Below are 15,615 nucleotides of genomic sequence, written 5' to 3'. Positions count from 1 at the left end.
CGGTATTTATGTCAACCCTGCGCACTTATCTCGCTATTGTCCTGCTTGGCCTGAGTCTTTCCGTCGGTACGCTTTACGCGGCAGACCTGCCCAGCACCGAGGCAGTCCAGCAGAGCCTGGACAAAATTGCTGATCGAAAACTACCCGAAGCTGACCAAAAAGCCCTGCAAGGAATTCTGCAACAAACGTTGACCCACTTGGCCAACAAGCAGGATTACGAAAAAAAACTGGCCGCCCTCAACCAGCAACTGAGCACCGCGCCGCGCCAGAACAGTGAAAACCAGAAGGAACTGACACGCCTCAAGGCGACCAAGGTGGTGCCTACGGCGCAACGTTACGCCAACCTGCCAGTCCCGCAGCTGGAGCAGTTGCTGACCGAGCGCACTAGCCAGCAAGGCCAACTGCAAAAAGCCCTGGCCGATGCCAATAGCCTGATCATCACCTCCCAGACTCGCCCGGAGCGGGCTCAGGCGGAGATCAGCAGCAGCCAGACGCGCATCCAGGCGATCAACAACATTCTGAAAAGTGGCAAGGACAACGGCAAGCCGCTGAGTGCCGACCAACGCAATCTGCTCGCTGCCGAACAGGCCGCGCTCGATGCATTGATTCCGCTGCGCCGCCAGGAACTGGCTGGCAATAACCAGCTGCAAGACCTGGGCAACAGTCAACATGATCTGCTGGAAGAAAAGACCGCGCGCCTGGAGCGGGAAATCCAGGACCTGCAAACCCTGATCAACCAGAAGCGCCTGGCCCAGTCCCAGGAGACGGTGACCCAACAGTCGATCGAAGCGCAGAAATCCGGCGGCAGCAGCCTGCTCGCCAGTGAAAGCGCGGCCAATCTGAAACTCTCCGATTACCTGCTCAAAAGCACCGACCGCCTCAACGTGGTAACCCAGCAGAACCTGCAGACCAAGCAGCAGCTGGACAGCGTCACCCAAAGCGATTCAGCCCTGGAAGAGCAGATCAGCGTGCTCAAGGGTAGCCTGCTGCTGTCGAAGATTCTTTATAAGCAAAAACAGGCGCTGCCCCACCTCAAGCTCGACCGCGATCTGGCCGATCAGATCGCCGATATTCGCCTGTACCAGTTCGAGGTCAGCCAGCAACGAGAGCTGCTCAGTAATCCGAGTGCCTACGTTGACACCCTGCTGGCGACCCAAACGCCGGAGCAGGTCACTCCACAGTTGCGCAAGACCCTGCTCGAGCTGGCAACCACCCGCGCCGATCTGCTGGAACGACTGAACCGCGAGCTGAGCGCCGTACTCAACGAATCCATCACCCTGCAACTGAACCAGAAGCAGCTGCTCGCCACGGCACAAAGCCTGCGCGCGACCCTTGATGAACAGATGTTCTGGATTCCCAGCAACAAGCCACTGGACCTCGAGTGGATGCGCGCAGTCCCTGAGCGACTGGAACGACAGATCACCACCCTGCCATGGGCTTCAAGCCTGAGCGAGCTGGCCGACGGCCTGACCCAGCGCCCGCTGCTGTTCCTGCCACTGGCATTGCTGATCGGCGCCTTGCTATGGCGACGCAAAAACCTCTATGCCCAGCTGAACAAGGTTCACCAGGACATCGGCCATTTCAAGCGCGACAGCCAGTGGCATACGCCCCAGGCAATTCTGATCAATATCCTGCTGGCGATGCCGGTTTCCCTGGCGCTGGCCCTGTGCGGGTATGCCTTGCAGATCGATGCCCGGGGACAGAACACCAACCTGGGTGCGGCGCTGCTGCAGATTTCCCAGGCCTGGCTGGTGTTCTACACCGCCTACCGGACCCTCGCGCCGGGTGGCGTGGCCGAACTGCATTTCCGTTGGGAAAAGCGCCAGGTCGAATTTCTCCAGGGCTGGATCCGTCGACTCGGGCTGGTGGTGTTGGCGCTGGTGGCGGTGGTTGCCGTCGCCGAGCTGCAACCCGCGGCATTGGCCGATGACGTCCTCGGGATGCCGGTAGTCCTGACCTGCTACGCCTTGATGACCTGGCTGCTCAGCCGGCTGCTGATCAGCAGCCCGACGCACCGCAACGCTTCACTGTTTCGCAAAGCCGTCGGGGTTTTGTTCACCGCCCTGCCGATCGCCTTGTTCATCGCGGTGTGCTTCGGCTATTACTACACCGCACTGAAACTCAGCGACCGATTGATCAACACCCTTTACCTGCTGATGTTCTGGCTGGTGATCGAAGCCACCTTCGCTCGCGGCCTGGGTGTCGCTGCGCGACGTCTGGCCTACCAGCGGGCACTGAGCAAGCGCCAGGCGGCCAAGGAAGCCGGGGATGGCGAAGCAGTGGTTGAAGAGCCGACGCTGGACATCGAGCAGGTCAATGAACAGTCCATGCGCCTGATCCGTCTGGCACTGCTCGGTGGTTTCATTGCCGCGCTGTATTGGGTCTGGTCGGACCTGATCACGGTCTTCTCGTACCTGGACAACGTCACCCTCTACGAATACACCAGCGGCAGCGGCGCCAACGTCAGCATGGTGCCAATCAGCATCGGCGACTTGCTCGGGGCGCTGATCATCATCGGCATTACCTTCGCCCTGGCGCGCAACCTGCCCGGTCTGCTGGAAGTGCTGGTGCTGTCCAAGCTCGATCTGGCCCAAGGCAGCGCCTACGCCACCACCACGCTGCTGTCCTATGTGATCGCCGGGGTCGGTTTCGTCTCCACGTTGTCCACCCTCGGCGTGAGCTGGGACAAATTGCAATGGCTGGTGGCGGCGCTGTCAGTAGGTCTGGGTTTCGGCATGCAGGAAATCTTCGCCAACTTCATCTCGGGGATCATGATCCTCTTCGAGCGCCCGGTCCGGATCGGCGACACCATCACCATCGGCAACCTGTCCGGCACGGTAAGCAAGATCCGCATCCGCGCGACGACTATCACCGACTTCGACCGCAAGGACATCATTGTCCCGAACAAGACGTTCATTACCGGGCAACTGATCAACTGGTCGCTGACCGACACCATCACTCGGGTCACCCTCAAGCTCGGGGTCGACTACGGCTCCGATCTCGACCTGGTCAAGGAGCTGCTGCTCAAGGCCGCCCAGGACAATCCGCGAGTCCTCAAAGACCCGGCGCCCCATGTGTACTTCCTGAATTTCGGCGAAAGCACCCTGGACCACGAACTGCGTATGCACGTGCGAGACCTGGGCGACCGCAACCCGGTGCTCGATGAGGTCAACCGCTTCATCAACCGCGAGTTCAAGAAACAGAAGATCAACATCTCGTTCCGGCAGATGGAGGTCTACCTGAAAAATCTTCAGGGCCAGGAGTACAAGATGGTGCCCATCGAATCGGAAAACAAAACCATCGTGCCCGCGCCCGTCGGCGAATCGACGCAAGAGCCACCGCCGACCAAACTCGACTAACCACGCTATCCCTAGCAGAATGCTCGGACATTCTGCTGGAGATGGCCGTTGAAAGCCCTCGACGAACTGACCTTCGACAACCGTTTTGCCCGCCTGGGCGACGCGTTTTCAACCCATGTGCTGCCTGAACCGATCGCCGATCCGCGGCTGGTGGTAGCCAGCCCCACCGCCATGGCCCTGCTCGACCTCGACCCGGCGATTGCCGAGACTCAGGAGTTCGCCGAGCTGTTCAGTGGCCACAAGCTCTGGGCCGAGGCCGAACCGCGGGCGATGGTTTATTCCGGGCATCAGTTCGGCTCCTACAACCCACAACTGGGGGACGGTCGCGGGCTGCTGCTGGCCGAGGTCTACAACGAGGCTGGCGAGCATTGGGACCTGCACCTCAAGGGCGCCGGGCAAACGCCCTATTCGCGCATGGGCGATGGTCGGGCGGTGCTGCGCTCGTCGATCCGCGAGTTTCTCGCCTCTGAAGCACTGCACGCGCTGGGCATTCCCACTACCCGCGCGCTCTGCGTGATTGGCTCGAGTACCCCGGTCTGGCGCGAGAAGCAGGAACGCGGGGCGATGCTGCTGCGCCTGTCACCAAGCCATGTGCGCTTCGGACATTTCGAATATTTCTACTACACCAAGAGGCCCGAGCAACAGAAGCAGCTCGGCGAGCACGTGCTGGCGATGCATTTTCCGGAGTGCCTGGAACAACCCGAACCGTATCTGGCGATGTTTCGCGAGATCGTCGAGCGCAACGCCGAGCTGATTGCCAAATGGCAAGCCTACGGCTTCTGCCACGGTGTGATGAACACTGACAACATGTCGATCCTAGGCATTACGTTCGACTTCGGCCCGTTCGCCTTCCTCGATGACTTCGACGCCCAGTTCATCTGCAACCACTCCGATGACCAGGGCCGCTATTCCTTCAGCAACCAGGTGCCCATCGGCCAGTGGAACCTCAGCGCCCTGGCCCAGGCCCTGACACCATTCATCAGCGCCCTGGCCCTGCGCGAAACCCTCGGCTTGTACTTCCCGCTGTACCAGGCCCATTACCTGGATCTGATGCGCCGCCGCCTGGGCTTCACTACTGCTGAGGACGAGGATCAGAAACTGGTCGAAGGCTTGCTGCAATTGATGCAGAACAGCGGCGTCGACTACAGCCTGTTCTTCCGCCGTCTGGGTAATGAGTCCGCCAAACTGGCCGTCGCCCGCCTGCGTGACGACTTCGTCGATCTCCAAGGCTTCGATGCCTGGGCCGAGCGCTACACCGCCCGCGTCGCCCGCGAGGGTTCCGATAACCAGGAGCAGCGCCGCAGCCGCATGCACGCGGTCAATCCGCTCTACATCCTGCGCAACTATCTGGCGCAGAAAGCCATCGATGCGGCCGAGAGCGGCGATTACCAGGAAGTTCGTCGCCTGCAGGCGGTACTGAGCAATCCATTCGAAGAACAACCGGGAATGGAAAGCTATGCCGAACGCCCACCCGAGTGGGGCAAACATCTGGAGATCAGCTGTTCGTCGTGAAGCCGGTTAGAAAAACACATCCGCCTTCACACTGAAGCGCTCGGCCAACCAGCGAATCTGTCGCAGGTTGAGCTTGCGCTTGCCACTCAGGATTTCCGAGACGACCGATTGAGCGCCCACCCCTGGCAGGTCGCTCTGGCTCAATCCATGTTCGCGCATCAGGTAGCGAAGAACATCGACGCCACTGGCCACCGGCATCGGTCGGTGCTCACGGTCATAGGCCTCTAACAGGTCTCCCAGAATAGTCGCCAGACTGGCCAACGGGTTCGACTCGTCGTCGCCGATCAGCTCCAATAACTCATCCAGAGAAGCGACCAGCAGATCGTAATCCGCTTCGTTCTTTGGTTTACGCAGCAGCGGTGACACGAAGTGCCAGTGCTCGGCGGCTTGTTTGATCAGAACGCTCATCGACGTTCCTCCTTCCACTTTCCCTTGTCATAGTCGCGATGATCCAGCACGTGCTTGATATAGAGCCGTTGCGCCCGGTAATGGACTACCGCGATCAATCGCAGCTTGTTCCCGCCGATATCAAACACATGTAACGACCCTACCTTATCCGTCGCAGGAAACATCCTCTTCATTGCTGCAAAGTCGCCAGGGCTATTGGACTTGACCACTCGATACCATGCATCCAGCGCGCTGGCGGAGTGTGGCCATTTTTCCTTGGCTTCCCAAATTCGTTTTTCAGCAATCACATGCATGCAACATCCTTATCGCATATTGCTATGGAGATTAAACATAGAAGCGAAATATCGCAACTTGCTATACAGCTCGGCAGACCGACGGTAAATCCCTCAGGCTTGATCCCAGCCTAGAGTCGCCGCGTCTCCTTGGACGATTGAAAATGTGAGGACATGCGACGAACCATCTCTCATCAATAACCAAACGCATTCTGGCCGCCAGTAACCACTGGGTGTCGCCAGGTCCTGGTGCCTGACACCGAGGCCTTGATAAATCACGTCTGCGGCTCCAGATCAGATGGATCACCCACTCACTGGAGCCGCCCGTGCCCGATCCACTGCTAATCCCCTGCCCTCACTGCAACGGCCTCAACCGTATCCCCGCCGAACGCCTGGGCGATCAGCCCAAGTGCGGCCGCTGCAAAGCCGAGGTGTTGCTGAGCAAGCCTTTCGAATTGAAGCAGGGCGATTACGCCAGCCAGATCAAGGGCGATCTGCCGTTGCTGGTGGATGTCTGGGCGGACTGGTGCGGGCCCTGCAAGTCATTTGCGCCCGTATTTGAGCAGGCGGCAGCGCAGTTGGCGGGCAAGTGTCGACTTGCCAAGCTGGACAGTGAGGCCAATCAGCCGTTGTCGGCACAATTGGGCATTCGCTCGATTCCCAGCCTGATTCTGTTCAAGAACGGCCAGGAAGTCGCGCGCCAGAGCGGCGCTTTCCCGCTACCACAGTTGCTGAGCTGGTTGCGCAGTCAAGGCATCTGAAGCACTGGGTGCCCCCAAAAGATCGCAGCCTTCGGCAGCTCCTACGGTTATTTGCATACAGCTGATAATTTTCGGTCGTACCAACTCGGCGTAGGAGCTGCCGCAGGCTGCGATCTTGGCGATCTTGCCCGCGCTGAAGGTCAGGCGTTCTCCAGCAGGGCGTGCAGCTCGACAAATTGCTGGGTCAGTTTGTGCCGTGGGTCGAGGTGAATCAGCGGCATGTTGGCCTGGTGGGATTCGCGCATGCGCACTGAGCTGCCCAGGTATACCGGCAGTACCGGCAGACCTTCGCCGATCAGCTCATCGAGCATTTGCTGCGGCAGAGTCGCTCGGGCCTGAAACTGGTTGACCACAATGCCTTCGACTTGCAGGTCTTCGTTGTGGTCTTCCTTGAGCTCTTCGATTTCCGCCAGCAGACCGTAGAGCGCCTGGCGGGAAAAACTGTCGCAATCGAAAGGGATTAGTACGCGATCGGCGGCGATCAGCGCGGATATCGCGTAGAAATTCAGGGCTGGTGGGGTATCGAGGTAAATTCGGTCGTAATCCTCGGCCAATCCATCCAGCAGTTTGCGCAGTTTGTTAATCTTGTGTTTCGCCTCGAGCTTGGGCTGCAAGTCGGCGAGTTCCGCGGTGGCGGTGACCACATGCAGGTTGTCGAACGGCGTTTCGTAGATATCCACCTGGTTTTTCTTCGAGAACGGTCCGGATGACAGAGTCTGCTTGAAGAAATCGGCGATACCCATCGGAATATCGCTACCGGTAAGCCCGGTGAGGTATTGAGTGGAGTTGGCCTGAGCATCGAGATCGACCAGCAGCGTCCGATAGCCTTCATGGGCGCTGACCGCTGCCAGATTGCAGGCAATGCTGGATTTGCCGACGCCACCTTTTTGATTGAACACCACGCGCCGCATGTCAAAACCTCCGTGCATCAAAGAATGACCGAGTGTAGTAGTCCACAGCTGCGCTTAGCTAGCACGTCAGGAAAGGGACTACGCAGTCAGTTTCCATTTATTTCCCAATAATGCGAATGGCCCCAGCAGAGGCGGCTGCAAAAAAACCGGACAATGACCCAACAGCACTTTTTTCTGAAAAATCGGTCAACTCTATTGAGCAAAATGTAACCACCGTTTGCTACAAGCCAGCTGTGCCGGGATAATGCGCGCCACTCGGCCATCGCGCCATGTACGGCTGGCCGCCCGTCAAAACGACTCGCCGTATCAAGGAAGCCCGCAGGGGCGGGATGAATTCAGTGATCAATTTCAATATCGCCCAATGGCGCGCCTGGGCTCCAGGGCTCGAAAGCGTGGACGATTGGCTGACCTGGAGTCGACAACCGGTCGTACTCGACAGCAGCGATGCTGCCCCCGATGTCTCATTTCTCCCCGCCATGCAACGCCGACGTCTCAGTCGCCTGGCGCGGATGGCCTTCAGTGTCGGCTGGCCATTGGCCGAAGGCCATGAGCAGCTACCGCTGGTCTTTATTTCCCGCCACGGTGAAACCCCGCGGACTTTCAACATCCTCTGCGAACTGGCCGCCGATCAACCCTTGTCGCCGACTCAGTTCAGCCTGTCGGTCCACAACGCAGTGATTGGACTGTGGTCGATCATGCGCGGCGAAACCAGTGAAATGACCGCTCTCGCGGCAGCTGGCGACGGCCTTGAACACGGTATGTTAGAGGCTGCCACACTGCTCGACGAAGGGGCACCGGCGGTGTTGCTGGTGGTCACCGAAGAGCAGCCGCCCGAGGCATACGCCACCTGGATCGATGACGTGCCCTTTGCGTACGCCGTCGGCTTGTTATTGACCCGGGGCGATGATTGGCAGCTGTCACTGAGCAGCGCCACCGCCGAGCCGGCCAAAGCCGACTGGCCCCATGCCCTGAATCTGTTGCGTACCCTGCTCAACGAGCAGACCCACTGCCAACATGCCTGGAAGAATCGTGTATGGACCTGGCAACGCAACCCTTGAAGGATAAGCGCCGTGACGCCTATTACTGGCGCCTGCTGGCCACCGCCGCAAGCTTTGCGCTATTCGGCGCGGGCGGACTATGCCTGCGGCTGGTGATCTTCCCGCTGCTCAGCTGCCTGCCGGGCGATGCCCAGCTGCATCGGCAACGGGCGCGGCGCACCATCGGTCGATTGTTCTGGTTTTTCATCCGCTTCATGGCTCGCACAGGCGTGTTGACCTACAAGGTCGAAGGCGCGGAAAACCTCGGTCGTCCGGGACAGCTGATCATCGCCAATCACCCGTCGCTGATCGATGTGGTGTTCCTGATCGGCCTGGTGCGCAACGCCAACTGCGTGGTCAAACAGAGTCTCTGGAAAAATCCCTTCACTCGCGGGCCGCTGCGTTCCACCCAATACATCAGCAATGATGGCAGTATGGACATGCTGGATGCCGCCGCGCAGGCTCTGCAAAATGGACAGACGCTGATTATCTTCCCCGAGGGCACCCGCACCCGGCCTGGCCAACCGCCGGCCTTTCATCGGGGCGCTGCGGCAATCGCCCTGCGTGGTGCGAAAATCGTGACCCCGGTGATTATCACGGTCAGTCCGACCACCCTGACCAAAGCCCAACCCTGGTATCGCATCCCATCTCGTCGCGCGCACTTCAGTTTGCGTGTCGGCGCCGATATAGACCCACAGGCCTTTGTCGAGCTTGGCCCGCCTCCCCAGGCCTCGCGCAAGCTCAACGATTACCTGCACCACTACTTTATCAAGGAGCTCGCCGAAGATGAGCGATCTACAACACGACCTGCTGCATGAAATCAAACTGTTGATCATCGACGCCCTGGGCCTCGAAGACATCAGCGCACAAGACATCGGCGACGAGCAGATACTTTTCGGTGAAGGCCTGGGCCTGGACTCGGTGGACGCACTCGAACTCGGCCTGGCGATCCAGAAAAAGTACGGTATCAAGATCGATGCCGACGCCAAGGACACCCGCAATCACTTCACCAATGTGGCCAGCCTTGCGGCTTTCGTCACTGCAAAAAAACAGGCAGCTTGAGACCGGACCATGCAAACTCGTGACGACATTTTCAACACCCTGCGCGATGCCCTGGTCGAACTCTTCGAGCTGGAACCCGAACGCGTCACCCTTGAGTCCAACCTGTATCAGGACCTGGAAATCGACAGCATCGACGCGGTTGACCTGATTGACCATATCAAGCGCCAGACCGGCAAAAAAATCGCCGCCGAAGAGTTCAAGGCGGTGCGCACCGTCAGCGATGTGGTCGAGGCGGTCTACCGTCTGGTTCAACCGGCCGCATGAGCCGTCTGATTGGCCTTGGTCTGCTGCTGGCGGGCCTGCTGTACCCCTTTGCGGTGTATTACGGCATGGAGCATTTCGCCCCGTGGCAGTTCGGCCTGCTGCTGGGCAGCCTGTGGCTGGCGCGTGCGCTGACCAGCGCGCGGCGTCCCGGCAGCCTGTGGATGGCAATCGCTGCGATTGCTTTTTGCCTGCTGCTGGCGCTGTTCGATAGCCCGCTGTTGTTGCGCTGGTACCCGGTGCTGATCAGCAGTTTCATGCTGGCGCTGTTTGGCCTGAGCCTGAAATACGGACCGCCGATGATTGAACGTCTGGCGCGCTTGAGCGAGCCGGAACTACCGGAAAGGGCGATTCGCTATACCCGCCAGGTAACGATTGCCTGGAGTGTGTTTTTTCTCTGTAACGGTTTGCTCGCAGCCGCCCTGACCCTCTGGGCGCCGCTGAGTTGGTGGGCGTTGTACACCGGCCTGATCTCCTACGGGTTGATCGGTTTGCTGTTTGCCATTGAATGGTTATTGCGACAACGCGTACGAGGCCGCGCATGAATTGGATAAAACTTGAGCACCTGTTGCTCAAGGCTCAGCCAGGGCGCGCCGTGACGGCTGACCCGGCACTGAACCACGTTGAGCTATGCACCCAGGCGTCAAGTCTCGCTGCCGGCCTGCAGGCCCGGGGTGTACAACGCATTGCCGTGTACCTGGACGACGCCGCTGACCTGGCAATCGCCCTGCTCGGTGCCTGGCGCGCCGGCGTCAGCGTGTTGTTGCCCGCCGACCTGCAAGCCCAGACCCGGCAACGCTGGTCGAACGAGGTGGACCTGTGGCTGACCGATCAGGCGGGCGACGCCGCGCTCAGCGATCTGTTTCAAGCCCCGCTGCCTCCAGCCGAACTGGATCTGGACCACTGCCACCTGAGCCTGTGCACCTCCGGCTCCAGCGGCGAACCCAAGCGCATCGAAAAAAGCCTGCGGCAACTGGCCAACGAAGTTGAAGCCCTGGAGCAGCTCTGGGGTGCGGATCTGGGCGAGGCCTGCATCATCGGCAGCGTCGCCACCCAGCACATCTATGGTTTGCTGTTCCGCGTACTCTGGCCGCTGTGTGCGGGGCGCCCGTTCGTGCGCAAACAACTGCCATTCCCCGAAGACTTGCAGCGCGCCAGCCGTGAACACCCGGCCTTTGCCTGGGTCGCCAGCCCGGCGTTGCTCAAGCGCATGGGCGACAACCTCGACTGGCCGGCACTGAGTGCGGTGCGACGGGTGTTTTCTTCCGGCGGCGCCTTGCCTGCCGAGGCCGCGAAGAGCTTGCGGCAACGCTTGCAGCAATGGCCCACGGAAATTCTCGGCAGCTCGGAAACCGGCGGCATCGCCTGGCGCCAGGGCGACAGCCTGTGGCAGCCGTTCGCTGATGTACAATTGAGCCAGGACAGTGACGGCGCGCTGCGCATTGCTTCGCCGTACTTGCCAGCCGGTCACGTCGAACAGACTGCCGATGCCGCACGAATAACCGCTGACGGGCGCTTCGAGCTGCTGGGACGGTTGGACCGGATCGTCAAACTGGAAGAGAAACGTATCTCGTTGCCAATGCTCGAACAGGCACTGGTCAACCACAACTGGGTCGCCGAAGCGCGCCTGGGCGTGGTCCAGGAAAACCGTGCGTCCCTGGGTGCCTTGCTGGTGTTGAGCGAACAGGGCCTGCATGCCTTGCGCAACCAAGGTCGACGCGCCCTGACCGAGGAACTGCGCCAACACCTCAGCCAGCATTGCGAGACATTGGCGTTGCCGCGGCGCTGGCGCTTGCTGCCCCAAATGCCGTTGAACGCCCAAGGCAAGCTGCCGCAAGCCGAGGTCGAAGCCCTGCTGCTGGCTCCGCGTCCGCAAGCGCCACAAGTGCTAGAACAGCTCGAAGCCAATGGCGAGTGGAGCCTGCAACTGGCGGTACCACCGGACCTGGCCTGCTTCAGTGGCCACTTCCCGAAAACCCCGGTATTGCCTGGCGTGGTGCAAGTCGATTGGGCGTTGAGCCTGGGTCGGCAGTTGCTCGATTTGCCTGGCAAGTTCGTCGGGATGGAGGTGTTGAAGTTCCAGCAACTGGTGCGCCCCGGCGATCACGTCCAGCTGCATCTGCGCTTCGATCCGGAGCGCGGCAAACTGTACTTCACCTATCGCAACGACACCGCGACTTGCTCCAGCGGGCGGATAGTGCTGGAGGCGGTGCATGTTTAATCTGTGGCGAGGGAGCTTGCTCCCGCTGGGCTGCGAAGCAGCCCCAAAACCTGCAATTGCGATTTTTCTGGCACAACCCGTTAGCTGCATTGCGACCGCTGCGCGCTCGAGCGGGAGCAAGCTCCCTCGCCACAATAGGGATGCGGAGGTCGCTGATCATGCATAACCCCTGCGCCATCATCCCGGTCTACAACCACGAAACCACCATCCCGGCCGTGGTCGAGGCAGTGCGCGCCAACGGTCTGCCCTGCATCCTGGTGGACGACGCCAGTAGCCCGTCCTGTGCAGCCGTGCTTGAGCAGTTGGCCGAGGCTGAACACATCTACCTGGTCAAGCACGCGGTCAACCAAGGCAAAGGCGCGGCGGTCATGGACGGTTTTCGCGAAGCGGCGCGCCTGGGCTTCAGTCATGCCCTGCAAGTGGACGCCGATGGTCAGCATGACCTGAGCGACATCAAGACCTTCATCGAAACTTCACGCATTCATCCGCAAGCGCTGATCTGCGGACACCCGAAATATGACGCCAGCGTACCGAAAGGCCGTTTATATGCACGTTATCTGACTCACGTCCTGGTCTGGATCAACACCCTGTCGCTGCAGATTATTGACTCCATGTGCGGCTTTCGTGTCTATCCATTGCCGCCAACCCTGGCACTCATCAACTCGGTGCAGATCGGCAAACGCATGGACTTCGACTCGGACATCATCGTCCGCCTGGCCTGGCGCAACCAGCCGATGCACTGGCTGCACACCAAGGTCCATTACCCGCAGGATGGTATCTCACACTTTCGAATGTTCCACGACAACGTGCTGATTTCGAGCATGCACACCCGGCTGTTCTTCGGCATGTTGCTGCGCGCGCCGATGATTCTTTGGCGCCGGTGGCGGACATGAGCATCAACACTGACAAGGAGCACTGGGCCGAGCACAAGGAACGCGGCAGTTTCTGGCTGATGAAACTCATGGCGTTCGGCGTCAAAATGCTCGGGCGTAGAGTGTTGAGCCCGGTGCTGCACGCTATCGTCCTGTACTTTTACCTGTTCGGTCGCAGCGCGCGGCAGAGCGCCTGGCAATACCAGCAATACCTCGCCGACTGGAGCGGGCGCACGGAGCTGCGCCCCACCCAGCGACGGGTGTTCGGCCAGTTCATGGCATTTGCCGACTCCATGCTCGACAAGCTCGACGTCTGGAACGGCAAGCTGGGCATCGAGCACATCGAAATCGTCGACCCGGCGCTGCTGCGCCAACGGTTGCGCGGCGAGCGCGGACAAATGCTGGTGGGCGCGCATCTGGGCAACCTGGAGGTCTGTCGTGCCCTGGCCGAACTGGGCGAAAAGGTGACGATGAACGTGCTGGTGCACACCAAGCACGCCGAACGCTTCAACCGCCTGCTCGGCGAAGCCGGGGCGACCCACCTGCGACTGATTCAGGTCAGCGAACTGGACCCGGTGATCATGCTGCAACTCAACCAGCGGCTGGATCGCGGTGAGTGGCTGGCGATTGCCGGCGACCGCGTGCCGCTGCACGGCGGACGCACTGTGCAAGTCGATTTTCTCGGGCATCCGGCTGCCTTTGCGCAAGGCCCCTGGCTACTGGCCGGGCTGCTGAAGTGCCCGGTCAACCTGTTGTTTTGTCTGAAGCACAATGGGCGCTATCGGGTCACTCTCGAGCCTTTCGCCGACGCCATACTCTGGAAACGCAGCGACCGCGAGCAAGTTATCGCTCAGTGGACTGCACGCTACGCCGAACGTCTGGGGAAATATTGTCTCGAAGCGCCCCAACAATGGTTCAACTTTTACCCCTACTGGAAGACCGATGACCACGCATCCGCTTGAGCCGGTAATCTTCGGCGAACTCCCATTGAGCATTGAAGACGTGCTGGCCCTGGCCAACCGTCAGGTGCCGACACAACTGCAAAGCGACCCTGAGTTCCGCCAGCGCATCGCCAAAGGCGCGCAGTTTCTTGATTCCTTGCTCGACAAGGAAGGCGTGATCTATGGCGTCACCACCGGCTACGGCGATTCCTGCGTAGTCGCGGTGCCGCTGCACCACGTCGAGGCCCTGCCCCGTCATCTGTACACTTTTCACGGCTGCGGTCTGGGCAAAATGCTCGATGCCCAGGCCACCCGTGCTGTGCTGGCGGCGCGTTTGCAGTCGCTATGCCAGGGCGTGTCCGGGGTTCGCGTTGAGCTGCTGGAGCGTCTGCAAGCCTTTATCGACCTGGACATTCTGCCGCTGATTCCCGAAGAGGGTTCGGTGGGCGCCAGCGGTGATCTGACGCCGCTGTCTTACGTGGCCGCGACCTTGTCCGGCGAGCGTGAAGTGATGTTCCGCGGTGAACGTCGACAAGCCGCCGATGTGCACCAGGAACTCGGCTGGACCCCGCTGATACTACGCCCCAAAGAAGCCCTGGCGCTGATGAACGGCACCGCCGTCATGACCGGTATTGCCTGCCTGGCCTTCGCCCGCGCCGATTACCTGCTGCAACTGGCCACGCGCATCACCGCGCTGAACGTGGTTGCGCTGCAAGGCAACCCCGAGCACTTCGACGAGCGTCTGTTCGCCACCAAGCCGCATCCGGGTCAAATGCAGGTCGCCGCATGGCTGCGCAAGGATCTGGCGATCGACGCGCCGACCGCGCCACTGCATCGCCTGCAGGACCGCTACTCGCTACGCTGCGCGCCCCACGTGCTCGGTGTGCTGGCCGACAGTCTGAACTGGTTGCGTTCGTTCATTGAAATCGAGCTCAACAGCGCCAATGACAACCCGATCATCGACGCCGAAGCCGAACGTGTGCTGCACGGTGGGCATTTCTACGGTGGGCATATCGCGTTCGCCATGGACAGCCTGAAAACCCTGGTAGCCAACGTCGCCGACCTGCTCGATCGGCAGCTCGCGCTGCTGGTGGACGTGCGCTACAACCATGGCCTGCCGAGCAACCTGTCCGGCGCCAGCGCCGAGCGGGCGATGCTCAACCACGGCTTCAAAGCAGTGCAGATCGGCGCCAGCGCCTGGACCGCCGAAGCCCTGAAAAACACCATGCCGGCCAGCGTCTTCTCGCGCTCCACCGAATGCCATAACCAGGACAAGGTCAGCATGGGCACCATCGCCGCCCGGGATGCGATCCGCGTACTGGAGCTGACCGAGCAGGTCGCCGCCGCCACCTTGCTGGCGGCCAACCAAGGCGTCTGGCTGCGCAGCCAGGCCGAAGACGCGCGGCCATTGCCGCCGGCCCTGGCCGAGATGCACGCCGAGTTGGCCAAGGACTTCCCGCCGGTTATCGAAGACCGTGCGCTGGAAGCCGAGCTGCGCCTGTGCCTGCAGCGTATCGCCGAGCAACACTGGAGGCTGCATGCGTAGCAAGGGAGTGATTCACGCCGATACGGAAATCCTCGTGCCGTTCTTCGACATCGACACGATGGACGTGGTCTGGCACGGCCATTACGTCAAATACCTGGAAGTCGCTCGCTGCGCCTTGCTGGACAAGATCGGCCACAACTACACGCAGATGAAAGATTCCGGTTACGCCTGGCCAGTGATTGACCTGCAACTGCGCTACGTTCGCGGGGCTACCTTTGGCCAGAAGCTCAACGTCCGCGCAAGCCTGGTGGAGTGGGAAAACCGCTTGAAGATCAGCTATCTGATCAGTGACCTGGAAAGCGCCGAACGCCTGACCCGCGCCAGCTCCGTGCAGGTCGCGGTGGATCTGGCCAGCCGCGAAATGCAACTGGCATCGCCCAAGGTGTTTATCGACGCCGTCGAGAAGGTGTTGCCATGAGATTTTTCTGGCACACCCCCCCTCGTAGCAGCTG

16 protein-coding genes are annotated in these 15,615 nt (G+C 60.5%); 13 read left to right on the top strand and 3 right to left on the bottom strand.

What is annotated here, in order from left to right:
- Nucleotides 1–8: 8 nt before the first annotated feature.
- Nucleotides 9–3,359 carry a mechanosensitive channel MscK gene (gene mscK / locus F8N21_RS12135; protein ID WP_150642367.1) on the top strand — a complete coding sequence of 1,117 codons (3,351 nt, stop codon included), beginning with the start codon at nucleotides 9–11 and terminating at the stop codon, nucleotides 3,357–3,359.
- Between the two features lie 48 nt (nucleotides 3,360–3,407).
- Nucleotides 3,408–4,871, top strand: coding sequence for a protein adenylyltransferase SelO (gene selO / locus F8N21_RS12130; protein ID WP_150642366.1), 1,464 nt, complete (start codon nucleotides 3,408–3,410; stop codon nucleotides 4,869–4,871).
- Between the two features lie 6 nt (nucleotides 4,872–4,877).
- Here the strand turns inward: selO and F8N21_RS12125 are convergent, their stop codons facing one another.
- Nucleotides 4,878–5,279 (bottom strand): helix-turn-helix domain-containing protein, encoded by a 402-nt coding sequence (locus F8N21_RS12125; protein ID WP_150642365.1) that lies wholly within the window; start codon nucleotides 5,277–5,279, stop codon nucleotides 4,878–4,880.
- Nucleotides 5,276–5,572, bottom strand: a complete 297-nt coding sequence (locus F8N21_RS12120) for a type II toxin-antitoxin system HigB family toxin (RefSeq protein ID WP_150642364.1) — start codon at nucleotides 5,570–5,572, stop codon at nucleotides 5,276–5,278. Before F8N21_RS12120 ends, F8N21_RS12125 begins: the two co-directional genes overlap by 4 nt.
- Nucleotides 5,573–5,877: 305 nt before the next feature.
- On the opposite strand from F8N21_RS12120, the gene trxC reads away from it, so the two are divergent.
- The gene (gene trxC, locus F8N21_RS12115; RefSeq protein WP_150642363.1) at nucleotides 5,878–6,312 is read left to right on the top strand and encodes a thioredoxin TrxC; all 435 of its coding nucleotides are present in this window, start codon (nucleotides 5,878–5,880) and stop codon (nucleotides 6,310–6,312) included.
- A gap of 140 nt (nucleotides 6,313–6,452) precedes the next feature.
- On the opposite strand, the gene F8N21_RS12110 is transcribed toward trxC, so the two are convergent.
- A complete protein-coding gene (locus F8N21_RS12110) occupies nucleotides 6,453–7,223 on the bottom strand; it encodes a ParA family protein (RefSeq protein WP_150642362.1) in 771 nt (256 codons plus the stop codon).
- Nucleotides 7,224–7,552: 329 nt separating this feature from the next.
- Between F8N21_RS12110 and F8N21_RS12105 the strand changes: the two genes are divergently transcribed.
- The 10 genes from F8N21_RS12105 (at nucleotide 7,553) to F8N21_RS12060 (ending at nucleotide 15,581) form a co-directional block, all read left to right on the top strand.
- On the top strand, nucleotides 7,553–8,281 hold the full coding sequence (locus F8N21_RS12105; RefSeq protein WP_150642361.1) for a beta-ketoacyl synthase chain length factor: 729 nt from the start codon (nucleotides 7,553–7,555) through the stop codon (nucleotides 8,279–8,281).
- Nucleotides 8,257–9,078 (top strand): lysophospholipid acyltransferase family protein, encoded by an 822-nt coding sequence (locus F8N21_RS12100; RefSeq protein WP_150642360.1) that lies wholly within the window; start codon nucleotides 8,257–8,259, stop codon nucleotides 9,076–9,078. The genes F8N21_RS12105 and F8N21_RS12100 overlap by 25 nt, the downstream gene beginning before the upstream one ends.
- The gene (locus F8N21_RS12095) at nucleotides 9,047–9,322 is read left to right on the top strand and encodes a phosphopantetheine-binding protein (RefSeq protein WP_150642359.1); all 276 of its coding nucleotides are present in this window, start codon (nucleotides 9,047–9,049) and stop codon (nucleotides 9,320–9,322) included. Before F8N21_RS12100 ends, F8N21_RS12095 begins: the two co-directional genes overlap by 32 nt.
- A gap of 9 nt (nucleotides 9,323–9,331) precedes the next feature.
- Entirely contained in the window at nucleotides 9,332–9,586 is a 255-nt protein-coding gene (locus F8N21_RS12090) for an acyl carrier protein (protein ID WP_150642358.1), read from the top strand.
- Nucleotides 9,583–10,128, top strand: coding sequence for a hypothetical protein (locus tag F8N21_RS12085; RefSeq protein WP_150642357.1), 546 nt, complete (start codon nucleotides 9,583–9,585; stop codon nucleotides 10,126–10,128). The genes F8N21_RS12090 and F8N21_RS12085 overlap by 4 nt, the downstream gene beginning before the upstream one ends.
- Nucleotides 10,125–11,804: an AMP-binding protein gene (locus F8N21_RS12080; protein WP_150642356.1), complete on the top strand. Its 1,680-nt coding sequence runs from the start codon at nucleotides 10,125–10,127 to the stop codon at nucleotides 11,802–11,804. The genes F8N21_RS12085 and F8N21_RS12080 overlap by 4 nt, the downstream gene beginning before the upstream one ends.
- Nucleotides 11,805–11,962: 158 nt before the next feature.
- The gene (locus F8N21_RS12075) at nucleotides 11,963–12,697 is read left to right on the top strand and encodes a glycosyltransferase family 2 protein (RefSeq protein ID WP_150642355.1); all 735 of its coding nucleotides are present in this window, start codon (nucleotides 11,963–11,965) and stop codon (nucleotides 12,695–12,697) included.
- On the top strand, nucleotides 12,694–13,638 hold the full coding sequence (locus tag F8N21_RS12070; protein ID WP_150642354.1) for a glycosyl transferase: 945 nt from the start codon (nucleotides 12,694–12,696) through the stop codon (nucleotides 13,636–13,638). The genes F8N21_RS12075 and F8N21_RS12070 overlap by 4 nt, the downstream gene beginning before the upstream one ends.
- A complete protein-coding gene (locus tag F8N21_RS12065; RefSeq protein ID WP_150642353.1) occupies nucleotides 13,619–15,163 on the top strand; it encodes an HAL/PAL/TAL family ammonia-lyase in 1,545 nt (514 codons plus the stop codon). The genes F8N21_RS12070 and F8N21_RS12065 overlap by 20 nt, the downstream gene beginning before the upstream one ends.
- Nucleotides 15,156–15,581, top strand: coding sequence for an acyl-CoA thioesterase (locus F8N21_RS12060; protein ID WP_150642352.1), 426 nt, complete (start codon nucleotides 15,156–15,158; stop codon nucleotides 15,579–15,581). Before F8N21_RS12065 ends, F8N21_RS12060 begins: the two co-directional genes overlap by 8 nt.
- Nucleotides 15,582–15,615: the final 34 nt, after the last annotated feature.

The sequence above is a fragment of the Pseudomonas fluorescens genome (assembly GCF_902497895.1).
Lineage (GTDB): Bacteria > Pseudomonadota > Gammaproteobacteria > Pseudomonadales > Pseudomonadaceae > Aquipseudomonas > Aquipseudomonas fluorescens_BP.
The sequence above is the reverse complement of the archived record's forward strand: the minus strand, read 5'-3'. Positions and strand labels throughout refer to the sequence as shown.